This window comes from Leisingera sp. CC-HEC093 (genome assembly GCF_059429195.1).
In genome coordinates this window covers 533,372-553,069 of sequence record NZ_JCAIJR010000001.1, presented here as the reverse complement: position 1 = coordinate 553,069, position 19,698 = coordinate 533,372, and the positions used below count along the sequence as shown (strand labels likewise).

Annotated in this window: 24 protein-coding genes; 14 read left to right on the top strand and 10 right to left on the bottom strand. The window is 64.0% G+C overall.

Features of this window, described 5'->3' with window-relative positions; genetic code table 11:
• Positions 1–323 precede the first annotated feature (323 nt).
• Both AC5STB_RS02715 and AC5STB_RS02710 read right to left on the bottom strand, forming a co-directional pair.
• A complete protein-coding gene (locus AC5STB_RS02715) occupies positions 324–935 on the bottom strand; it encodes a hypothetical protein (RefSeq protein WP_495441450.1) in 612 nt (203 codons plus the stop codon).
• A 66-nt stretch (positions 936–1,001) separates the two neighbouring features.
• Positions 1,002–1,961 (bottom strand): L-malyl-CoA/beta-methylmalyl-CoA lyase, encoded by a 960-nt coding sequence (locus AC5STB_RS02710; RefSeq protein ID WP_495441449.1) that lies wholly within the window; start codon positions 1,959–1,961, stop codon positions 1,002–1,004.
• Between the two features lie 175 nt (positions 1,962–2,136).
• On the opposite strand from AC5STB_RS02710, the gene AC5STB_RS02705 reads away from it, so the two are divergent.
• From AC5STB_RS02705 to AC5STB_RS02685, 5 genes are all read left to right on the top strand, one after another.
• Positions 2,137–3,408: an MFS transporter gene (locus AC5STB_RS02705; RefSeq protein ID WP_495441448.1), complete on the top strand. Its 1,272-nt coding sequence runs from the start codon at positions 2,137–2,139 to the stop codon at positions 3,406–3,408.
• Positions 3,409–3,518: 110 nt separating this feature from the next.
• On the top strand, positions 3,519–4,520 hold the full coding sequence (gene dgcN, locus AC5STB_RS02700; RefSeq protein ID WP_495441447.1) for an N-acetyltransferase DgcN: 1,002 nt from the start codon (positions 3,519–3,521) through the stop codon (positions 4,518–4,520).
• Between the two features lie 153 nt (positions 4,521–4,673).
• Positions 4,674–5,639, top strand: coding sequence for an N-acetyl-D-Glu racemase DgcA (gene dgcA, locus AC5STB_RS02695; protein WP_495441445.1), 966 nt, complete (start codon positions 4,674–4,676; stop codon positions 5,637–5,639).
• A 10-nt stretch (positions 5,640–5,649) separates the two neighbouring features.
• Positions 5,650–6,510 carry a D-amino-acid transaminase gene (locus AC5STB_RS02690; RefSeq protein WP_495441444.1) on the top strand — a complete coding sequence of 287 codons (861 nt, stop codon included), beginning with the start codon at positions 5,650–5,652 and terminating at the stop codon, positions 6,508–6,510.
• Positions 6,511–6,837: 327 nt separating this feature from the next.
• Positions 6,838–7,074, top strand: coding sequence for a hypothetical protein (locus AC5STB_RS02685; protein ID WP_495441443.1), 237 nt, complete (start codon positions 6,838–6,840; stop codon positions 7,072–7,074).
• A 521-nt stretch (positions 7,075–7,595) separates the two neighbouring features.
• On the opposite strand, the gene AC5STB_RS02680 is transcribed toward AC5STB_RS02685, so the two are convergent.
• The gene (locus tag AC5STB_RS02680; protein ID WP_495441442.1) at positions 7,596–8,405 is read right to left on the bottom strand and encodes a dienelactone hydrolase family protein; all 810 of its coding nucleotides are present in this window, start codon (positions 8,403–8,405) and stop codon (positions 7,596–7,598) included.
• 108 nt (positions 8,406–8,513) lie between these two features.
• Between AC5STB_RS02680 and AC5STB_RS02675 the strand changes: the two genes are divergently transcribed.
• A complete protein-coding gene (locus AC5STB_RS02675) occupies positions 8,514–9,002 on the top strand; it encodes a winged helix-turn-helix transcriptional regulator (protein ID WP_495441441.1) in 489 nt (162 codons plus the stop codon).
• A 103-nt stretch (positions 9,003–9,105) separates the two neighbouring features.
• Here the strand turns inward: AC5STB_RS02675 and AC5STB_RS02670 are convergent, their stop codons facing one another.
• From AC5STB_RS02670 to AC5STB_RS02660, 3 genes are all read right to left on the bottom strand, one after another.
• On the bottom strand, positions 9,106–9,420 hold the full coding sequence (locus AC5STB_RS02670) for a DUF1244 domain-containing protein (RefSeq protein ID WP_495441440.1): 315 nt from the start codon (positions 9,418–9,420) through the stop codon (positions 9,106–9,108).
• Positions 9,421–9,494: 74 nt separating this feature from the next.
• A complete protein-coding gene (locus tag AC5STB_RS02665; RefSeq protein ID WP_495441439.1) occupies positions 9,495–9,734 on the bottom strand; it encodes a DUF6868 family protein in 240 nt (79 codons plus the stop codon).
• Between the two features lie 95 nt (positions 9,735–9,829).
• Entirely contained in the window at positions 9,830–10,567 is a 738-nt protein-coding gene (locus tag AC5STB_RS02660; RefSeq protein ID WP_495441438.1) for an N-formylglutamate amidohydrolase, read from the bottom strand.
• A gap of 129 nt (positions 10,568–10,696) precedes the next feature.
• Here AC5STB_RS02660 and pyk point away from each other — a divergent pair, with 129 nt between their 5' ends.
• The 4 genes from pyk to rplT all read left to right on the top strand — a co-directional run bounded on the left by pyk (position 10,697) and on the right by rplT (position 13,168).
• Positions 10,697–12,142 carry a pyruvate kinase gene (gene pyk, locus AC5STB_RS02655; protein WP_495441437.1) on the top strand — a complete coding sequence of 482 codons (1,446 nt, stop codon included), beginning with the start codon at positions 10,697–10,699 and terminating at the stop codon, positions 12,140–12,142.
• Positions 12,143–12,248: 106 nt separating this feature from the next.
• Positions 12,249–12,470, top strand: a complete 222-nt coding sequence (locus tag AC5STB_RS02650; RefSeq protein ID WP_495441435.1) for a hypothetical protein — start codon at positions 12,249–12,251, stop codon at positions 12,468–12,470.
• A 116-nt stretch (positions 12,471–12,586) separates the two neighbouring features.
• Positions 12,587–12,787 (top strand): 50S ribosomal protein L35, encoded by a 201-nt coding sequence (gene rpmI / locus AC5STB_RS02645; RefSeq protein WP_366661191.1) that lies wholly within the window; start codon positions 12,587–12,589, stop codon positions 12,785–12,787.
• Positions 12,788–12,802: 15 nt separating this feature from the next.
• Positions 12,803–13,168, top strand: a complete 366-nt coding sequence (rplT, locus tag AC5STB_RS02640) for a 50S ribosomal protein L20 (RefSeq protein WP_008557989.1) — start codon at positions 12,803–12,805, stop codon at positions 13,166–13,168.
• A 242-nt stretch (positions 13,169–13,410) separates the two neighbouring features.
• Here rplT and AC5STB_RS02635 read toward each other — a convergent pair whose 3' ends face one another.
• On the bottom strand, positions 13,411–14,448 hold the full coding sequence (locus tag AC5STB_RS02635; protein WP_495441434.1) for a PAS domain-containing sensor histidine kinase: 1,038 nt from the start codon (positions 14,446–14,448) through the stop codon (positions 13,411–13,413).
• A gap of 167 nt (positions 14,449–14,615) precedes the next feature.
• On the bottom strand, positions 14,616–15,218 hold the full coding sequence (locus tag AC5STB_RS02630; protein ID WP_495441433.1) for a pyridoxamine 5'-phosphate oxidase family protein: 603 nt from the start codon (positions 15,216–15,218) through the stop codon (positions 14,616–14,618).
• Positions 15,219–15,286: 68 nt separating this feature from the next.
• Here AC5STB_RS02630 and AC5STB_RS02625 point away from each other — a divergent pair, with 68 nt between their 5' ends.
• From AC5STB_RS02625 to AC5STB_RS02615, 3 genes are all read left to right on the top strand, one after another.
• The gene (locus AC5STB_RS02625; RefSeq protein ID WP_495441432.1) at positions 15,287–16,054 is read left to right on the top strand and encodes a helix-turn-helix domain-containing protein; all 768 of its coding nucleotides are present in this window, start codon (positions 15,287–15,289) and stop codon (positions 16,052–16,054) included.
• Positions 16,055–16,151: 97 nt separating this feature from the next.
• Complete coding sequence (locus AC5STB_RS02620) at positions 16,152–16,412, top strand: hypothetical protein (protein WP_495441431.1); 261 nt, start codon at positions 16,152–16,154, stop codon at positions 16,410–16,412.
• Positions 16,400–17,335: a sterol desaturase family protein gene (locus AC5STB_RS02615; RefSeq protein ID WP_495441430.1), complete on the top strand. Its 936-nt coding sequence runs from the start codon at positions 16,400–16,402 to the stop codon at positions 17,333–17,335. Before AC5STB_RS02620 ends, AC5STB_RS02615 begins: the two co-directional genes overlap by 13 nt.
• A gap of 3 nt (positions 17,336–17,338) precedes the next feature.
• Here the strand turns inward: AC5STB_RS02615 and AC5STB_RS02610 are convergent, their stop codons facing one another.
• A complete protein-coding gene (locus AC5STB_RS02610) occupies positions 17,339–17,692 on the bottom strand; it encodes a GFA family protein (RefSeq protein ID WP_495441429.1) in 354 nt (117 codons plus the stop codon).
• A gap of 93 nt (positions 17,693–17,785) precedes the next feature.
• Positions 17,786–18,421, bottom strand: a complete 636-nt coding sequence (locus tag AC5STB_RS02605) for a DUF1326 domain-containing protein (protein WP_495441428.1) — start codon at positions 18,419–18,421, stop codon at positions 17,786–17,788.
• 169 nt (positions 18,422–18,590) lie between these two features.
• On the opposite strand from AC5STB_RS02605, the gene pheS reads away from it, so the two are divergent.
• A complete protein-coding gene (pheS, locus tag AC5STB_RS02600; protein ID WP_495441427.1) occupies positions 18,591–19,664 on the top strand; it encodes a phenylalanine--tRNA ligase subunit alpha in 1,074 nt (357 codons plus the stop codon).
• Positions 19,665–19,698 lie beyond the last annotated feature (34 nt).

Below are 19,698 nucleotides of genomic sequence, written 5' to 3'. Positions count from 1 at the left end.
CTGGGCTCTTCCCGGAAGTTCGGCCTTCTTGACCCAAAGAGCGACCAGAGATTTGTTGGCTCCGATCTCCTCGGCCGTCTCGCGGCTTCCGGCTCCAGCCAGGATCTTTTGAACAGCCTTGGCGCGGAGCGCATCAGGCCATTTGCGCCGCCCGGATGAGGAAGCGGGGATCGTGAACCCCCACACCTTCACCTCTTCCGGCATCATTCCATCCAGCATCACCAACTCCTTTCTTCAGGTGGTGCCAGTATCTCAAACCCCTTATTTTACTGAAACATGGGGTCTTTGCACCGCTTACCCTCAGGGGGCGGATCTGCCCAGCGTTACCTGTTGTGCAGCAGCGCTCGCACCGCAATCTCCGGCGCGGCCAGAACCGGCACCTCTGTCTGCTCGCGCAACAGCGCCGCCGCCCCGGCCATGGAAGCCTGCGCCAGCACCACGCAGGCAAAACCCATCGCCCCCATCGCCCCCATCGCCCCGGTCGCTTCTTCTGCGATGGCCGCGGCAAATCCGGCGGCATCCCCGGCTTTAAACAGCGGCCAGTGCTGGCCCAGTTCCAGACAGGTGAGTTCGGGATCGCGCGCCCCGAAGGCCCGCCGCAACAGCGCTTCCGACGGGGCCGCAGTGCTCTCCAGGCAATAGACCATAAGCACCGGCCCGCCTATGCGCGCGGCTTCCTGCATCATCGGCCAGTCGATGCGCGTGGCACCGGCTTCCTCAGCCACCGGCCCAAGGGTGGAGCAGGTGCAGACAACCGGACCACGTGCCGCAGCAATTGCAGCGGTGATCTCCGCCTCCAGATCTGCATCAATTCCGCCTCGTGCCCGCTCCAGCCAGCCGGCGTGCACCTGCTGATCCAGATCGGCCTCCGGCGCCAGCGCCCGAAAGGTTTCAACATGCACCGCAGCCGTATGCAGCAAGGTCAAATCCGGCATTCATATCTCCAATCAAAAAGGGCGCCCCGGCGGGACGCCCTTAAAATCTTCCCTCGCGGCCGGGCGTCAGCTGCCCGCGATCAGTTCGGCCTGCGCCACAATCACCTCTGCCTGCTTGATCGAGGCGATGTCGACAAGACGGCCCTTGTAAACGGTGGCCCCGGCGCCGGAGGCCTTGGCCTCTTCCATCGCCGCCAGGATCTCGCGGGCTTCTGCCACCGCTTCATCCGAAGGTGTGAACACCTGGTTGGCCAGAGCGATCTGGCTGGGGTGGATGGCCCATTTGCCGACCATGCCCAAAGTCGCAGAGCGTTTCGCCTGGGCGATGTAACCGTCCTCGTCCGAGAAGTCGCCGAACGGGCCGTCTACCGGCAGGATGCCATGGGTGCGGCAGGCGGCGACGATCGCCGCCTGGGCCCAGTGCCAGGGGTCGGACCAGTGCTTCTGGCCCTCGCGGACCATGTAGTAGTTCTCCTGAGTGCCGCCGATGCCGGTGGTCTGCATCCCCATCGAAGCGGCGAAATCCGCCGCGCCCAGGCTCATCGCCTGCAGCCGGGGGGAGGATTTGGCGATCTCCTCCACATGGGCAATGCCCGCGGCGGATTCGATGATCACCTCAAAGGACACCGGCTTGGTGCGGCCTTTGGCGCGTTCGATGGCAGTCACCAGCGCGTCCACCGCATAGACATCCTCGGCGCAGCCCACCTTGGGGATCATGATCTGGTCGAGCCGCTCACCGGCCTGCTCCAGGATGTCCACCACGTCGCGGTACCAGTAGGGGGTGTCGAGCCCGTTGATCCGCACCGACAGGTATTTGCTGCCCCAGTCAACGCTGTTGATCGCCTCGATCACATTGGCGCGGGCCTGGTCCTTGTCATCCGGTGCCACCGAATCTTCCAGGTCGAGGTTGATGACATCCGCCGCCGAGGCTGCCATCTTCTCGAACAGCTTGACCTTGGAGCCGGGGCCGAACAGCTGGCAGCGGTTGGGGCGCGCCGGGGCGGCGGGCTGGATGCGGAAGCTCATAGGGCAATCCTCCGGGTAATGACGTTTCAATTCTGCTGGTCTGAAGTGTTAGAAAGTTGCGTAGACATGTGCAAGGGAATTTTGCACATGCAGAAAATGCCGCTGCGCTGCGGCGCCGGAAACATTGCCGCAAACAGGCGCGCAAGCACCGCACGCCCATGCGAGCAACCTGGGCATGAGACGTGCATTCATTGAAAACTGGGCCCTGTTTCTGGGCATGCTGATGCTGATGGTGGCCAACGGGCTGCTGGTCACTCTGCTGACAATCCGGGGCGCGGGGCTTGGTTTTTCCGACCTCACCATTTCTATCATGCAGGCGGCCTATCCGGCCGGCGCCCTGCTGGGGACGGTGGTGGCGCCGGGGATGGTGGCTAAGGTCGGCCACATCCGGGCGTTTTCGGCGCTGGCGTCGCTGGTGTCGATCTCGGCGATCCTGCACCTTTTGACCTCAGACCCCTATTCCTGGTCGGCTATGCGGTTCCTGGCCGGGGTCTGTTATCCCGGCATGTATGTGATCACCGAAAGCTGGCTGCAGGCAAAGTCGGAAAACAGCAACCGGGCGCAGATCCTGTCGCTCTATTTCATGATCTGGATGGCAGGCCCGGCCATCGGCACCGCGCTGGTGGCGCTCCCTGACCCCAGCGGCAACCTCTTGTTCGGGGCGGTGTCGATCCTGATCTCCCTGTCGATCGTGCCGCTGCTGCTGTCGGGCATCAAGGCGCCGGAGTATCAAGTACCGGACCGGATGCCGGTGCGCAGGCTGTACCAAGTGTCGCCGATGGCGGTGCTCGGCAATCTGGTCAGTGCAACCGCCGTGGCAGGCTGGTTTATTGCGCTGCCGCTTTATGCGCTGTCGCGTGGCATGAGCCCGGCGGAGGCCTCTGGCGCGCTGGTGGTGGCGATGGTTGTCGGCGCGGTGGTGCAGTATCCCGTGGGCTGGATCAGCGACAAGACCGACCGGCGGCTGGTGCTGATGGGGCTTGGCGTGATCGGGGCTGCCGCCTGCCTTTGGATGCTCGTCACCCCCGCGCCGCAGGCGCTGGTGATCGGCTTTGCGGTGCTCGCAGGCGCCAGCCTGCCGATGTATGCGGTCTGCTCCGCCCACGCCAACGACCAGCTGAACCCCTCGCAGATCGTGCCTGCCAGCGGGGCGATGGTGTTCCTTTTGAACGTCGGCCAGTTCGGCGGCACGCTGGCGGCGCCAAATATGGTCAGCATTGCTGACGGAAATGGCTTGCTCATCCTGCTCGCAGCCCTGTGTTTTATGGTTGCAGGCGTTGCCGCGCTGCGGCGCACGCAGGCCGATGCGCCGGAGGAAACCGGCTCTCAGCAGGCGATTGCGGTGCTAGGCGCGCCCCAAACCGGGGTGCTTCAGGCCGAATCCTGGTTGGAGGAGGAAAATAATGTCAGCAACAGTGACATAATGCAGGAATCTCCGGAAAAGTGACAAAATTGCAGGAGAATCTTGCGCTGCATGGGCGCGCAACGGCGGAATAGGTATGAACTTGTGCGGGAATCTCCGCAAACTCACCGGCAAGAGTGAAGAGGAAACCCGCCATGATCGAAACCCCTTATCTGCTGTTCCTGGGCGACGCGCCCGACATGCTGGCTGCCAAGGTTGCCATCGGCATCCGCGACTGGCGCCCCGACCACGCCGTCGGCCAGATCACCCTGCCGGGCTGCGGCGCCGACCTGGGCCTGACCGAAATGACCTTGGCTGAGGCCAAGGAAGCCGGCGCCAAGACCCTGGTGATTGGCGTTGCCAACCGCGGCGGCGTGATCTCGCCCGCGTGGAAAGAGGTTCTGATCGCGGCGCTGGAAATGGGTTATGACCTGGCCTCCGGCCTGCATAACCTGCTGCGCGACGAAGGCGACCTGGTGGCCGCGGCCCAGACCCACGGCGGCACCCTGCACGACGTGCGCGTGCCCACCGTCGGCTATCCGATTGCAAACGGCAAAAAACGTACCGGCAAGCGTTGCCTGGCGGTTGGCACCGACTGCTCGGTCGGCAAGATGTACACCGCCCTGGCGATGGACGCAGAGATGCAGAAGCGCGGCATGAAGTCGACCTTCCGCGCCACCGGCCAGACCGGCATCCTGATCACCGGCCACGGCGTGCCGCTGGACGCGGTCATTGCTGACTTCATGGCGGGCTCGATCGAGTATCTGACCCCGGACAACGACGACGACCACTGGGACCTGATCGAGGGTCAGGGCTCGCTTTTTCACATTTCCTATTCGGGCGTCACCATGGCGCTGGTGCACGGCGGCCAGCCGGATGCGCTGATCCTGTGCCACGAGCCGACCCGCACCCATATGCGCGGCCTGCCGGACTATGACGTGCCGAGCCTGGAAGAGCTGCGCGAGGTGGCCATGCCGCTGGCGCAGCGGTCCAACCCGGCCTGCCAGATCGTCGGCATCTCGGTGAACACCCAGCACCTGTCCGAGGACGAGGCGGTGAAATACCTGGCCGAGGTCGAAGAGCGCATGGGCCTGCCCGCCGTCGACCCCTACCGTCACGGCGCCGGCCGCCTGGTGGACGCGCTGGCCGCGGTCTGATCTAACAGCCCCCGCCGGAGGTGTTCAGGCGCAGCCTGGGATGCCTCCGGCGGGAGTATTTTTGGAAAGATGAAAAGGCAGGTGCCAGAGATGCCGGGCATCGCGCCAAGGTCGGCCGCTCGCGCGTGCCGGGCCGCAGGAAAGGGCAGTTTCATGAACATCACCGTCACCCCGGACGTCTTCAAACTGGCGCAGGTCTTCACCATCTCGCGCGGTTCGCGCACTGAGGCTAAGGTGCTGACCGTGCGGGTGGAGAAGGACGGCGTCACTGGCTGGGGCGAATGCGTGCCTTATGCCCGCTATAACGAGACACTGGACAGCGTGACCGCCGAGATCGAGGGGTTGCCCGCAGAATTCACCCGCGTAGAGCTGCAATCGCTGCTGCCCGCCGGCGCCGCCCGCAATGCGGTTGATTGCGCGCTGTGGGATTTGGAGGCGAAACAGGCGGGTAAGCGGGTCTGGGAACTGGCGGGGCTGCCGATGCCTGGGCCGGAGATCACCGCCTATACTTTGTCGCTGGACACGCCCGAAAAGATGCAGGCGCAGGCGGCGGAAAACGCGCACCGGCCGCTGCTGAAGATCAAGCTTGGCACACCCGACGACATGCCGCGCCTGGAGGCGGTGCGGGCCGGCGCACCGGATGCCAAGATCATCATCGACGCAAACGAGGGCTGGTCGGCAGCGGTCTACGCCGAGTTGGCGCCGCATCTGGTGCGCCTGGGCGTGGAGCTGGTGGAGCAGCCGCTGCCCGCGGGCGAAGACGCGGCCCTTGTCGGCATGGAGCGCCCGGTGCCGGTCTGCGCCGACGAGAGCTGCCATGACCGCGAAAGCCTGCCGAAGCTCAAAGGCAAGTACGATGTGGTCAACATCAAGCTGGACAAGACCGGCGGCCTGACTGAAGCGCTGAAGCTGCGCGAGCAGGCGCTGGCCGAAGGCTATGAGGTGATGGTCGGCTGCATGGTCGGGTCTTCGCTGGCAATGGCGCCTGCGACGCTTGTGGCGCAGGGTGCGGCGGTAACGGATCTTGACGGGCCGCTGCTTCTGGCCGAAGACCGCGAGGAACCTTTGACATTTGATGCCGACGGCGTGCACCCGCCTGTGGCTGCACTTTGGGGCTGAGGAGAATACCATGACCCGTACCGTATATGTGAATGGCGAATACCTGCCCGAGGGTGAAGCCAAGGTTTCGATCTTTGACCGCGGCTTCCTGTTTGCTGATGCGGTTTATGAGGTGACCTCTGTCCTCGACGGCAAGCTGATCGACTTTGACGGCCACGCCGTGCGCCTGGACCGCTCGCTGAAGGAATTGGACATGGCCTCGCCCTGCTCCAAGGAGGAGCTGTTGGAGATCCACCGCAAGCTGGTGGAACTGAACGGCATTGAGGAAGGCCTGGTGTACCTGCAGGTCTCCCGCGGCTCTGACGGCGACCGGGATTTCGTGTTCCCGTCCGAGGACACCCCGCCGTCTCTGGTGTTGTTCACACAGAACAAGCCCGGCCTGGCCGACAGCCCGGCGGCGCAGAAGGGCGCCAAGGTGATTTCGATTGAGGACATCCGCTGGGGCCGCCGCGACATCAAAACCGTGCAGCTGCTGTACCCGTCAATGGGCAAGATGATGGCCAAGAAGGCCGGTGCCGACGATGCCTGGCTGGTCGAGGACGGTTATGTGACCGAAGGCACCTCCAACAACGCCTACTATGTCAAGAACGGCAAGATCGTGACCCGGCCGCTCAGCAACGATATCCTGCACGGCATTACCCGTGCCGCGGTGCTGCGGCTGGCGGCGGAAGCGCAGATGGAAATCGAGGAACGCCTGTTCACCATCGGGGAAGCCAAGGAGGCGGATGAAGCCTTCACCACCTCTGCCAGCGCCTTTGTGATGCCGGTGGTGGAGATTGATGGCGCGCAGCTGGGTGACGGTACCCCGGGACCGATCGCCAGGCGCCTGCGCGAGATCTACCTGGAGGAAAGCCGCAAGAAAGCGGTCTAAGGCTGCGGGCCGGACCGGATTGCAAGGCCGCCCTTGGAAGGCGGCCTTTTTTTGTTCGAATGAGAAACAATTCCGCCGTGCGGGCCCTGGCAGAAGGGCCTGAAAACCCCGGTGGAAAGGACCGTGAAAGAGCGTATTCTCCTGCCTTGGGCAACAATGACCCCTCGTATCGGCGGACTGTCCCGGAACCCCCCCCGTTTCAGCTCCGGATTTTAACTAATTTTATACAAAATGCGCCTGCAGACGGGTCGATAGGGTACTCTGGGTTCAGTTGATGGGGACGGGCCGGGGGGCCGCAGCCGAAACTTCAGACCTTGGAGGTGCCAGATGGAACAGTGTTATCAGCGGGAGATTGGGGAAGCCGTGAACAGCCGGGCGGGGGAGCCCAGCGATACGGAGATCCTGGCTGCTGTCCGCCAGGTGCTGACGGCTGAGGTGGTGGAGCATCCCGATTGCACCGGGGCGCCTGCCGGCCGGGGGTGGCTGGCAGGCAAGCTCCTGGGGCGGGAGCGCCCGGCATCGGGTGCGCTGGCAGCGCGGTTATTGGGCCGGTTCCGCGGCTAGGCGCGCCGTCCGGGGGGAGCGCGCCCTGCCGTGGAAACGCGGCCTGGGTATTTTCACAAGTGCATTGGTTGGAATGGCCGCCCAGAACGGGCGGCCTTTTTTACGTGTTGCAGTGGGCCGGTTCGGCTGCTGCAAATCCATGACCTTGCCGCCCCGCTGACCCTTGCCTCCTCTTTCGGTCCGCGGTCAGTGGCAGTGCACCCGGCCGGTTGCCGTTTCCATGTGGCAGCACTGGCCCGGAGGTGAGCTTTTTCGGCAGCCTCCGCCGTGCATCACTGTGTCTTGCTGAACAGCAGGTGTTAGCGCTGTTGCCGGGGTTGCAAATACGCTTGCAGGGGCCAGCAAGGCTGCAATGCACAGGGTCGTTCTTAGGGTCATCACTGGAGCTTCCGCTTGGGATGCGATACCGCGGTATTCTCCCTTTGAGCGGGTAGGTCAAGATGGATCTCGCCATTTGCGGGAGCGGTCTTTCGCGGGTGCACCTTCTGGAGAGGCCATTGCCAGCCCGCCGCCCTGTGTGATCAGCCGCCCTCTGTCAGCCGCTGCCTGAAGAACCCCAGGATCTCATCCCGTGCCGCCATTGTCGGGCTGCCTGCCTCATCCACCAGATGCGCGGTCACCACGCTGTGCGGGGTGGGGACGTGTTTGGCAAAAAACGGCGGCACCTCTGTGGTGGCGGCGCTGTCGGGCAGGGTGCGGGCGTCAAAGCGGTCTCCCAGAGCCTCGGCGTAAGCCGCAAAACGCTGGGCCTGGCAGAAGGCGTCGCCCTGGAACCGGTAGGCCAGCACGGTGAGATCTTCGCGCTCCAGCCGCTCGCGCACGGCGCTCAGTTCCTCAGCTGGGCTTTCGAGGCCTGCGGGATTGTCCAGCGGCAGCGAGGGCTGCGCCAGCACCGGTGCCAGCATGGCAGGCTCAAGCATCATCGACAGGGCAAAGTTGCCGGTGAAACACATGCCGATGGCGCCGGTGCCGGGACCGCCGCATTCGCTGTGCGCCAGACACGCCAGCGCCCGCAGCCATTGGGTGACCGGGCTGGCGCCACCACCTGCAAAGGCGCGGAACTCGGCGCTGACACAGGCGCGGCGGAACACTTCGGCTCCATCCTCTGCTGTGGCCACGGCGCCGTCACGGCCGAACAGCGAGGGCATGTAGACGGTGAACCCCGCATCGCGCACCCAGCGGGCAAAGCGGGTCGCATGCGGGCTGATCCCTGGCATTTCCGCCATCACGATCACCGCCGGGCCTTGGCCGGAGACATGCACGGTTTTCTCCGCATGGTTGAGAGTGATCCGGCGCGGCTCGAAATCTACGAGCGCGTCGTCGCTGTCCATAGGGCGCCGCTGGGTCATCGGGGCTGTCCTTTCAATTGCGAATCCGGCCTGTTTGCGAATCTGAGTCTTAATTTTGAACTCAGATAGAGATCCCCTATCTGAGTCCGCATGTCAAACTCAGCTTCTGATTCCCGTGAAACCCTGCCCGCCGTCCGCCGCCGCGCTCTGGTGCCCAAGGAGCAATGCCCGATGGCGCTGGCCGCCGAAGTTCTGGGCGACCGCTGGACGCTGCTGATCCTGCGCGAGGCGTTTTATGGGGTCTGCCGCTACGACGACATGCGCGAAGACCTGAAGGCGCCGCGCTCTACGCTGACCGACCGGCTGAACAGTCTGGTGGCGCAGGGGATACTGGAAAAACAGCCCTATCAGGAGGCGGGCGACAGGGTGCGCCAGGCCTATGTGCTGACAGCCGCTGGACGCGGGCTGGCGCTGACATTTCTGGCGCTGACGCAATGGGGGGAGGCACATGTGACCGGCGGCGCGGCGCCGGTCGGGGTGATGGACCGGGAGACCGGCGCGCCGCTGCAGGTCGCTCTGGTGGATGCAAATGGCGCGCGGGTTGATCCGGCGCGCGCAACCCTGCGGCTGAGGGGCTGAGACGGCGGCCCGCCCGGTTCTTTCACCTTTGGGCAAATACTCCGGGGTGAATTGGCCGCAAGGCCAAGAGGGGCAGCTCCCCTCCACCCCGGGCGGCTGACGCTTACTGCTTGTCGGTCACGTTTTCCTTGAACGCCACCTTGAATTTCGCCTGTTTTTCAGCGCTGGCCTCTGTCTGGTGGTTGGCTTTCCACTCATCCATGGTCATGCCGTAATAGATCTCGCGGGCCTCGGTCTTGTCCATCTCGATGCCGCGCTCATTGGCGGCCTCCTGGTACCAGCGCGCCAGGCAGTTGCGGCAGAAGCCGGCCATGTTCATCAGGTCGATGTTCTGAACATCGGTGCGGTCTTCCATCAGGTGCTTTTGCAGGCGGCGGAAGGCGGCGGCCTGGATTTCGATCTCGGTTTGCTTGTCCATGGCGGTGACTCCGGAGTTGTCTTGCGTCCCAGCAGGCCTAGCAGCCGCAGCAGGGGCGGGCAATGGGCGCGGGCTCAGACCAGCTGCAGCGCCAGCCATGGCCCCAGCGCAGTGGCAAGGATCACGATCTTGTAGGTGCCAAGCCAGCTGTAAATGGTGAGGCTGACATCCGCAGGCGCCAGCCCGAACATGCGGGCGTGCAAACTGGCCACCCAATCGCGCATCAGCATCAAAAGGATGGCGGAGAGGGTAAACAGGCCGAAATGTAAGACGGTCAGCCAGCCAAAAAAGGCGGAGAGAGTGTCCTGGGCCATGAAGGCTCCTTTCCCGTATCTGTACCGCGTTTCCGTTACAGATATGGGGATGAAGCGCCGGTACTGCAACAGCAGCACCGGCGCCCGGCGCCGTGTCAGAGACCGGAGGCGTCCAGTGCTTGGGGCAGGATACGGGCCAGGCGTTCGGCCCAGGCGTGCTGGCCTGTGTGATCGGCAATCAGGTCGTTGCGCAATTCGATCAGCGTATTGGGGCGGCCCGGTTTGGTGGCGTGGGTTTCGATAGCATCGCCAGGCAGATAGCCGGTGTAGGGCTCGTTGACGCCCACACACGGGCCGTCCTCGCGGTTCAGTGCGTCAACGACGAACGGCGAGAACCGCTCGCCCTCGGGGAACAGGATGCCGATCTCCCAGGGGCGCGGCGGGCGTCCGCGCAGCTGGCGGGTGAAGCTGTGGACCGAGACGATGACGGTGCGGGGGCGTTCCGCCAGCCTGGCCAGTGCCCGGTGGTAGGGCCGGTAACAGTTCTCCAGCCGTTCCTTAAGCTCTGCCTCGCCCGCGTGGCGGTTGGCGGGGATGATGGTGCCATCGTAAAGCTTCATCAGCAGGGTCGGGTCGTCTTCGCCGCGGTTGGGGTCGATCACCAGGCGGGAGAAGTTCGACGCCACCACCGGCGCATCCAGCATCTCGCCCAGCAGTTTCGACACCTCGTAGGCGCCGACGTCATAGGCGATGTGGCGTTCCATATCCTCGCGCGGGAGGCCCAGGTCGCCGCCGCCGGCAAAAGGCGGCACATGGTTGGTTGCGTGGTCGCAGGTGATCAGCCAGCGGGCGGGACGGTCTGCGCCGTGAACAAAAAAGGGAGTGTATGTCATGAGCCTGATATGTTTTGCCGCAATCTCTTTACGGGAGTTGCGCGGAAATGGGAATTGGGGGATAAGCACCCCAAGCTGTTTGCGGTAACATGCGGTAACTTAAAGTCAGGTCCGGAGGAGAAGACCCCTATGAAACGATCGCGCAATGTGAAGATTGTCGCCACTTTGGGGCCGGCCTCTGAGACATATGACACCATCCGCGCGCTGCATGAGGCGGGGGCCGATGTGTTCCGCCTGAACATGTCGCACGGCAGCCACCCGGAGATCGCCGAGAAGCACCGCATCATCCGTCAGGTGGAGCAGGATCTGGACAGCCCGATTGCAATTCTGGCCGACCTGCAAGGGCCGAAGCTGCGCGTCGGCGTCTTTGCCAATGGCGCCGAGGAGTTGGAGGAGGGGGCGAAGTTCCGTCTCGATCTGAATGAGGCGGAGGGGGATGTGTCCCGTGTCTGCCTGCCGCATCCGGAGATCTTCCAGGCGCTGGAGCCGGGCGCGCATCTTTTGGTCAACGACGGCAAGATCCGCCTGGTGGTCGATGCTTGCGGCCCGGATTTCGCCGACTGCACAGTAGAGACCGGCGGCACCATTTCCAACCGCAAGGGGGTGAACGTGCCGGACGTGGTGCTGCCGCTGGCCGCCTTGTCAGAGAAGGACCGGGCGGATCTGGAATTTGTCTGCGCCTTGGGCGTCGACTGGCTGGCGCTGTCGTTTGTGCAACGGGCCAAGGATGTTTATGAGGCCCGCGGGCTGGCTGATGGCCGCGCTGCAGTGCTGTCAAAGATCGAAAAGCCACAGGCGGTGGAGGATTTCGAGGCCATCCTGGATGCCTCTGACGGCATCATGGTGGCGCGCGGCGACCTGGGGGTGGAGCTGCCGGTGGCGGCGGTACCGCCGATCCAGAAGCGGCTGGTGCGCAAGTGCCGGGCGGCGGCCAAGCCGGTGATCGTGGCAACCCAGATGCTGGAAAGCATGATCGAAAGCCCGATGCCGACCCGCGCTGAGGTATCCGACGTGGCAACCGCCATCTATGAGGGCGCCGATGCAGTGATGCTGAGCGCCGAAAGCGCGGCTGGCCAGTACCCGGTGCAGGCGGTGCGGACCATGGACAAGGTGGCAGTCGAGGTCGAAGCCGACCCAACCTATACCCAGATCATCGCCGCGTCGCGTTCGGCCAAGGGCACCACCGTGGCCGACGGCATCGTCGCCGCCGCGCGGGAGATTGCGGAAAAGACCGACATCAAGGTGATCTGCTGCTTTACCCAGTCCGGCACCACCGCACTGCTGACCGCGCGCGAACGTCCCGGCGTGCCGATTATTGCGATGACCCCGGTCAGCGCCACCGCCCGCCGGCTGTGCCTGAGCTGGGGGTGCAAATGCGTGATGACGCCGGAGCTGGACCGTTTCAAGGGTGCGGTGGTCAGCGCCGCGCGGGCGGCGCGGTCGGGCGGCTATGCCAGCGAGGGCGACCAGATCGTGGTGACTGCGGGCGTGCCGTTCAACGTGCCTGGCACCACCAACATCCTGCGCATCGCGCCTTGTGATGAGCGGCTGATCTACAGCACTGATCCGGAGTGAGCCGGTCCGCCGCCCCGCACTGATGCGGCTGGGGCGGCAGTAAGATTGAAACCGCCTGGCCGCCGCCTACCATTCAGCAGGGCGGGGAGTGGACCGGGGGTAGGTCATGGATACGGATCTGGCGCTGATCCTGGGGCTGGCTGTGGCTGTGTTCACAGTGCCGTCGATCCTGTCGTCGATCAGCGAACGGCGGCCGCCGCGGGCATCGGCGATGACCGTCCTGATTGCCATTGTCCTGATTTCCTATGCCGTGACGGTGAACCCCGGCGGCTATAGGGTGGAGGAGATCCCTGACGTGTTTTTCCGGGTCATCGGCCGGTTTCTGTAGCGAATCCGCTTGCCCATTCCGCCAGCATTGCTTAAAGGGCAGCTCTGTTCCGCGCGGCCGGCCGTCGAGGCATGCCGAGTCGCGCGTCTAGCGAACCTGCATTGAAGGAGACGGAAATGCCCAAGATGAAGACAAAGTCGAGCGCCAAGAAGCGCTTCAAGGTGACCGCGACCGGCAAGGTCATGGCTGGTCAGGCCGGCAAACGCCACGGCATGATCAAACGCACCAAGAAATTCATCCGCGATGCCCGCGGCACCACCACCCTGTCGGCACCCGACGCAAAGATCGTCAAGGGCTTCATGCCCTACGACCGCTAAGAGGAGATTTGAGAGATGTCCCGCGTTAAAGGTGGTACCACAACTCACGCCCGTCACAAGAAGGTCATTAAGGCAGCTAAAGGTTACTATGGCCGCCGCAAGAACACCTTCAAGGTTGCCCGTCAGGCCGTCGACAAGGCGAACCAGTACGCAACCCGCGACCGTAAGAACCGCAAGCGCAACTTCCGCGCGCTGTGGATCCAGCGTATCAACGCCGCTGTGCGTTCGCACGACGAAGCGCTGACCTACTCCCGCTTCATCAACGGCCTGACCCTGGCCGGCATCGAAGTGGACCGTAAGGTTCTGGCCGATCTGGCCGTGCACGAGCCCGAAGCATTCGGCGCCATCGTGCGTCAGGCACAGGACGCGCTGGCGGCCTAAGGCTCCGGAGCTTTCGAGATCAGAGAAGGCCGCCCTGGACGGGGCGGCCTTTTTTGCTGTTGGAGGGCAAGCGCCGTTCGGGCAGCCCGGCCCTGCGGAGGCGCCTTGCAGCATATAGCGGGCGCCGGGTTCCGCAGCGCCGCGGCTGATGCCAACGGTCTGCCTCTTGCAGGTACAGGTGGAATGGTGTGCGGTCACCGGGAACCGGCGGGTTTTCGGCGATCCCGTGATAACGCCCGCGTTCAGCCCTGGCGCGGCATCCGCAGGGTGAAGACGGTCTGTGCTTCGTTCGACACCACGCTGAGCAAGCCGCCGTGGGCCTTGGCGATCTGCTGGGCGATGTAAAGGCCCAGGCCCAGGCCGTTCTGCGACTCGCGGGTGCCGGAGCGGGTGAAGGGTTCGAACAGCAGGGCCTTGGTCGCTTCCGGGATCGGCTCACCCTTGTTGGCGACGGACAGTATGAAATCGCTGCCGTCATCGCAGGCAGCCACGGCCACCGGTTTTCCCGGGGCGCCATGGGTCACTGCATTTGACAGCAGGTTTGAGACCAGCTGCGAGATGCGGTCCGTGTCGCAGCTCAGCGGATCGGTGAAGCTGTAGCTCTCGGTGATCGGGGTGCCCTGGTTTGCCAGCCGGATTTCCTCGACCATTTGCGCCAGCACCGGCCGCAGTTCCGCGCGCTCCGTGCGCACGACCTCGATGCCTTCGCCAAGCCGCGAGCGGGCAAAGTCGAGGATGTCGTTGATCAGCGCCGACATCCGGGTGACGGACTGGCGGCCCAGGGCCAGGATTTCCAGCGCCTTGGCCGATTGCGGTTCATTCTCCAACAGCCGCAGCGCAGCGCCGACCGCCGACAGCGGGTTGCGCAGGTCGTGGCCCAGCACCGCGATGAACTGTTCGCGGAAATGGGCCTCCTGCTCGCGCGAGGCCAAAGAGGCGGCGTTTTCCTTGGACTTGGTGACATCCCGCGCGCTGCAATAGAAGCGGTCGCCCTCCGGCACCGCGTTCCACGACAGCCAGCGGTAGCTGCCATCCTTGTGCCGGTAACGGTTTTCGAACTGCAGCACCGGCTTGCCCTGCTTGATCCGCTCAAAGGCGGCTTCGGTCCTGGACATGTCCTCGGGGTGGATGAATTCGAAGAACTGGCGGCTTTCGATCTCCCCGGGCAGCAGGCCCAGGGTGTCGAACCAGGCCGGATTGGTGTCCATGAAGACGCCGGATGCGTCAATCACCCCCAGCAGGTCGGGTGTGACCTTCCAAGTCAGGCTTGTGCGGTCCATCTGTGTCGGCACGACAGTATATCCATGTGAGGGCAGCAGTTATGCACTTTGCGCATTATGCGCAGGAATTGGCAATATCCAAGTTGCCGCAGCGCAGCCACGGAGCCGTCTATTTTACTGCGCTGCCGCATCGTGCGGCCTGGCGCGGGGCCGCACCGCCGTTTGCCTCACCACATCCGGGACTTTGCATAGTCCGCATAGCCGGCGTCATAGGCTTCGGCTTCAAAGCCCGCCTCCTGCTCCTTCAGGAACTGGCCGGCGGTGGGGACGGCGGGGCGGTCAGCCTCTGCATCCCACAGGCGGGAGCGCATCAGTGCCTTGGCGCATTGGAAGTAAAGCTCTTCGATGGTGATCACCGCCACCGTAGCCGGCAGCAGGGACTTGCGGGCGAAATGCGCGCGCAGGCTGTTGTCCGCGGTCAGCACGGCGGCGCCGTTCACCCGCACCACGTTGTTGCAACCCGGCACCATGAACATCAGGCTGACGCGCGGGTCGCGGACGATGTTGCGCAAGCTGTCGATGCGGTTGTTGCCGCGCCAGTCCGGCAGCCAGAGAGTGCGGTCGTCCGCCATATGCACGACAGAGCCGTCATCGCCGCGCGGGGTGGCGTCTGTGCCTTCGGGGCCCACGGTGGACAGCACCAGGAACCGCGCGGCGCCGATCCAGTCACGGTAGAGCGGCGTCAGATGGCTGGCGACTTTGGTCAGCGATTTCGGCACCGGCTCGCCGTAGATCTCTTCAAGCTCATTGGTGCTGGTGATTGCCTGCATGGGTAAGGACTCCTTTTGGTTGCGTTTTAGCTTGCCCTTTCGCAGCGATGGGGCCAGTTTTGGCGCAAATGGGCCAGAATGCGGATATCCGGCGGCGGGAGCCGTCCTCGTCCGATGCGGTGCAGATGCTGCCGCACGGGGTGGCGTCTTACGCGCGCGCCTACGCGGACGGCTATGTTTCCGCCTGGCATGACCATCCGCGCCATCAGCTGGTTTATGCGGTGGCGGGGCTGATGACCGCAGAGGCCGGCGGCACCAGCTGGGCGGTGCCCGCCGGGTCGGGGCTGATCGTGCCGGCCGGGGTGCTGCACGAGATCCGCATGGCGGGGCAGGTGCGGCTGCAATCGCTGTACATCGATCCGGCAGAGCCTGGGGCGGATGCGCTGGCGGCCTGCCGGGCGGTGACGGTCTCTCCGCTGCTGGCGGGGCTGATCGCGGCACTGTGCGGCATGAACAATCCCTGGCCGCAGCCCCCCCGGGCGCATCACCTGAGCCGGCTGATCCTGATTGAGCTAGGCGCGGCGCCAAAGTCGCCGCTGGCGCTGCCGTACCCGGCGGACGCGCGGCTGCGGAGGGTCTGCGATGCGCTTATGGAAAGCCCCGGCAGCGGTCAGACGATCGACCATTGGGCGGCGCTGGCGGGGATGAGCCGCCGCAGCTTCACCCGCCGGTTTCAGCAAGAGACCGGTTTCAGCTTTGGCGGCTGGCGGGACCGTTTGCGTTGTCAGATTGCGCTGCGGGCTGAGGCGCGCGGCGAGCGGATGGAGCAGGTGGCGCTACGGCTTGGCTACGCCAGTCGGCAGTCGTTGGTGGGGATGATGCGGCGGGTGGTCTGATGCGGGCACCGGCGGGTGGCTTTTGTAATGATTTCCGTAGTCGCGGGCCGCGGCCATCTGTGGCAGGTTGCGCCGGAAAATCGTCAATGAGGCAGGCATGAAATTCATCCCGGATGTGATCGCGCAACTGGAATCCCCGCGTGAGGCGCGGCCCTTGGGCAGCGGCTGGCTGTCGGGAACAATGGCGCTGCTGGCGGCGATCACCGGGCTGCTGCTGGTGTTGCTGCGCTGGTATCCGGAGACATTCTCCTATCCGCAGATCGCTCCTATCCGCAGATCGCCTTTGTGCATTCCAGCGGCTATGTCACCGCCTTTCTGCGGTTCGTTCTGCTGGCAGGTTATGCGTTGTCGCTGCTGAGACTGATCCTGAGCCGCGAGAAAAGCCTGGGCTGGGCGGCACTGGGCCTATCGGTGGCGGCCTCGCTGATGGCCACTGCGCAACCGCAGCACGCAGGAGACGTGCCGCAGAGCCTGTATTTCGGGCTCGACTACTTTGTCGTCAATGTGCTGCTGGTCGGGTTCCTGTTTGTGCCGCTGGAGCGGGTGTTTCCAGCGCGGCGCGAACAGACCGTGTTCCGAACCGAATGGCGCGAAGACATGTTCTATTACCTGATCAGCTCCATGCTGGTGCAGGTGCTGACCTTCCTGACCATGGCGCCCGCCAACTATGTGAACACCGAATTCGACCTGGAGGGCATCCGCGCCCATATCACCAATCTGCCTTTTGGCGTGCAGGTGCTGATCATCATGGCGGCGACGGATTTTGTGCAATACTGGGTGCACCGCGCGTTTCATACCTTTCCGGCGCTGTGGCATTTCCATGCGATCCACCACTCGGCCAAGAAAATGGACTGGCTGGCCGGCGCGCGGATGCACTTCATCGAGATCGCGGTGCTGCGCGGTCTGACGGCGGTGCCGATGTTCACGCTGGGCTTCAAGCCGGAGGCAATCCAGGGCTACCTGCTGATCGTCTATTTCTACTCCAGCTTCATCCACGCCAATATCGGCTGGAAGCTGGGCTTTCTGGAGCGGTTCCTGGTCACCCCGCGGTACCACCATTGGCATCATGGCAGCGAGCGGGCGGCGATCGACATCAACTATGCCTCGCATTTTCCGCTGTATGACTGGCTGTTCGGAACCCACCACCTGCCGGATAAGGACTGGCCGTCGAAATACGGCGTGGCCGGAGACACAGTGCCAAACGGCTACTGGCGGCAGTTCCTGTATCCGTTCAACCAGAAACGCTGGAAGAAGCTGCCGGAGGAGGGCGGCAAAGCCTGAGGTTCACAGGCTTTTGCCATCGAAGATTTCCGACGGCAGATGCAGGGCGTTGACCCCGCCGACGCAGCCCAGGTTGACGCGGAAAGTGCCAGGCGACAGGCGCGGCTCGACAAAGGTGTGGATTCCGCAGGTGCCGCAGAAATGGTGCTGGGCGGCCATTGTGCCGAACCGGTAGGTTTTCAGCGCGTCACCAGCTGCGGTGATTTCCATGGTATCCTTTGGCACCTTGAACGGCGTCAGATAAGCGGTCTTGCGGATGCAGATTGAGCAGTCGCATTGCATTGCGCTGGTGATTTCCTGCGCGCGGAAGGAAAAGCGGACAGCGCCGCAATGGCAGCTGCCTGAATAGGTTTGCATGGCTTGCCTCTGTTGATGCGGGGAACAGGGCAAGCTTGGCCGGGCAGCCCGGGCCTGCGCAAGCGGTTTGTGCGCCTTTGACGTTACTTGGCCTCAGGCGGCGATCCCGTGGGGGCCGTGGCGGATGATGGCCCATTGGCCATAGCTGTCATCCAGGTCCAGCTTGATCGCCGCGTCAGACTTAGTGCTGGCGCTGCCGATCTCGGCCAGGGTGAACTCAATGCCGCCGGGGGTGCCGATCTGCACCCGGTGCTCGCCGCCGCCATGCGGGGCCTGGATCGGCCGGCCGGTTGAGGTGACCAGCCCGTCGATGTCCAGTTTGGCAGTGCGGTTTTCGATGTCCACCTCATAGTCGATCCGCTTGATCAGTGTTTCGTGCACCGTCTCGCACATGGCGCGGAACACCCACCAGTGGGTGGCTTCTTCATCCGTCTCGCCGCCCAGAAGCACGGTTTCAAGTGCTGCGCGCTGATCCTCCGTGGCGCGGTCGTCGATAATCGCCTGCAACGCGCCCTTGCCTTCGAAAATCGGTCCGGGCCAAGCATAGAGCAGAGCTGAGCGGGTGCCGGTGAGGTCGGTTTCGCCGAAATGGCCCTTGTCGATATGCAGCACCTCGAACCCGGTGCAATTGCCGTGGGTGGGGAGATCCTCGAACTGGCAGGGGCAGCCGTAGTTGCAGTTGCAGTTCCCGAAGCTGCGTCCTTCGATATACCAATCCACATGTGCCATGGCTGTCCTCCGGCTGCTGCTGAATGAGATGCGGGGAGTCTATCATAATTAGGGCGTGATTGCAGGGCGGGCTTGCTGTCCGGCCATATCCGACCGCCTTCCGTCCCCGCCCTCTTGCTTTCAGCCGCCCTTGTGGTAGCAGGGCACAAGCAGAATTCGAGGGGCCGTGATGGACGATCTTAAAGCCAAATACCTGGGTCAGATTGCAGAAGCCGCGGACGAGTCCGCACTGGAAGCGATCCGCCTTGCCGCCGTTGGCAAGAAGGGCGAAGTGGCGCTGAAGATGCGCGAGCTGGGCAAGATGACCCCGGAAGAGCGCCAGGTGGCCGGCCCCGCGCTGAACGCGCTGAAGGATGAGATCAACTCGGCCCTGGCGGCCAAGAAAGCCGGGCTGGAAGATGCAGCACTTGATGAGCGCCTGCGCACCGAATGGCTGGATGTGACCCTGCCGTCACGCCCCCAGCGCCAGGGCAGCTTGCATCCGATCAGCCAGGTGCAGGAAGAGATCACCGCGATCTTTGCCGAGTTGGGCTTTTCCGTCGCCGAAGGTCCGCGGATCGACACCGACTGGTACAACTTCGATGCGCTGAACATCCCCGGCCACCATCCGGCACGCGCCGAAATGGACACCTTCTACATGCACCGCGCCGAGGGCGACAACCGCCCGCCGCATGTGCTGCGCACCCATACCAGCCCGGTGCAGATCCGCTCGATGGAGAAGATGGGCGCGCCCTTGCGCATCATCTGCCCGGGCGGAGTGTACCGCGCCGACTATGACCAGACCCACACGCCGATGTTCCACCAGGTCGAAGGCCTGGCGCTGGACAAGGATATCTCAATGGCGAACCTCAAGTGGGTGCTGGAGGAGTTTGTTAAATCCTTCTTCGAGGTGGACGACGTCGAGCTGCGCTTCCGCGCCTCGCACTTCCCCTTCACCGAGCCGTCGGCAGAGGTGGACATCCGCTGTTCCTGGGAGGGCGGTGCGCTGAAGATCGGCGAGGGCGACGACTGGATGGAAATCCTCGGCTCCGGCATGGTGCACCCCAAGGTGATCGCGGCGGGCGGCATCGACCCGGAGATCTACCAGGGCTTTGCCTTCGGCATCGGCATCGACCGTCTGGCGATGCTGAAATACGGCATCCCCGACCTGCGGGCCTTCTTCGACAGCGACCTGCGCTGGCTGCGCCATTACGGCTTCCGCAGCCTGGACGTGCCGGCGCTGCATGGTGGTTTGTCGCGGTAACGCCACCACAATTTCAGATATTACGCCCGGCCGG

Coding starts and splice junctions, on each gene's coding strand:
- AC5STB_RS02650 (WP_495441435.1), top strand. CDS start 12,249: ATGGATACGGATCTGGCGCTGATCCTGGGGCTGGCTGTGGCTGTGTTC.
- AC5STB_RS02610 (WP_495441429.1), bottom strand. CDS start 17,692: ATGCAAACCTATTCAGGCAGCTGCCATTGCGGCGCTGTCCGCTTTTCC.
- rplT (WP_008557989.1), top strand. CDS start 12,803: ATGTCCCGCGTTAAAGGTGGTACCACAACTCACGCCCGTCACAAGAAG.
- AC5STB_RS02690 (WP_495441444.1), top strand. CDS start 5,650: ATGACCCGTACCGTATATGTGAATGGCGAATACCTGCCCGAGGGTGAA.
- dgcN (WP_495441447.1), top strand. CDS start 3,519: ATGATCGAAACCCCTTATCTGCTGTTCCTGGGCGACGCGCCCGACATG.
- AC5STB_RS02665 (WP_495441439.1), bottom strand. CDS start 9,734: ATGGCCCAGGACACTCTCTCCGCCTTTTTTGGCTGGCTGACCGTCTTA.
- dgcA (WP_495441445.1), top strand. CDS start 4,674: ATGAACATCACCGTCACCCCGGACGTCTTCAAACTGGCGCAGGTCTTC.
- AC5STB_RS02625 (WP_495441432.1), top strand. CDS start 15,287: ATGGGCCAGAATGCGGATATCCGGCGGCGGGAGCCGTCCTCGTCCGAT.
- AC5STB_RS02670 (WP_495441440.1), bottom strand. CDS start 9,420: ATGGACAAGCAAACCGAGATCGAAATCCAGGCCGCCGCCTTCCGCCGC.
- pheS (WP_495441427.1), top strand. CDS start 18,591: ATGGACGATCTTAAAGCCAAATACCTGGGTCAGATTGCAGAAGCCGCG.
- AC5STB_RS02680 (WP_495441442.1), bottom strand. CDS start 8,405: ATGGACAGCGACGACGCGCTCGTAGATTTCGAGCCGCGCCGGATCACT.
- AC5STB_RS02705 (WP_495441448.1), top strand. CDS start 2,137: ATGAGACGTGCATTCATTGAAAACTGGGCCCTGTTTCTGGGCATGCTG.
- AC5STB_RS02660 (WP_495441438.1), bottom strand. CDS start 10,567: ATGACATACACTCCCTTTTTTGTTCACGGCGCAGACCGTCCCGCCCGC.
- AC5STB_RS02630 (WP_495441433.1), bottom strand. CDS start 15,218: ATGCAGGCAATCACCAGCACCAATGAGCTTGAAGAGATCTACGGCGAG.
- pyk (WP_495441437.1), top strand. CDS start 10,697: ATGAAACGATCGCGCAATGTGAAGATTGTCGCCACTTTGGGGCCGGCC.
- rpmI (WP_366661191.1), top strand. CDS start 12,587: ATGCCCAAGATGAAGACAAAGTCGAGCGCCAAGAAGCGCTTCAAGGTG.
- AC5STB_RS02635 (WP_495441434.1), bottom strand. CDS start 14,448: ATGGACCGCACAAGCCTGACTTGGAAGGTCACACCCGACCTGCTGGGG.
- AC5STB_RS02675 (WP_495441441.1), top strand. CDS start 8,514: ATGTCAAACTCAGCTTCTGATTCCCGTGAAACCCTGCCCGCCGTCCGC.
- AC5STB_RS02685 (WP_495441443.1), top strand. CDS start 6,838: ATGGAACAGTGTTATCAGCGGGAGATTGGGGAAGCCGTGAACAGCCGG.
- AC5STB_RS02715 (WP_495441450.1), bottom strand. CDS start 935: ATGCCGGATTTGACCTTGCTGCATACGGCTGCGGTGCATGTTGAAACC.
- AC5STB_RS02605 (WP_495441428.1), bottom strand. CDS start 18,421: ATGGCACATGTGGATTGGTATATCGAAGGACGCAGCTTCGGGAACTGC.
- AC5STB_RS02620 (WP_495441431.1), top strand. CDS start 16,152: ATGAAATTCATCCCGGATGTGATCGCGCAACTGGAATCCCCGCGTGAG.
- AC5STB_RS02710 (WP_495441449.1), bottom strand. CDS start 1,961: ATGAGCTTCCGCATCCAGCCCGCCGCCCCGGCGCGCCCCAACCGCTGC.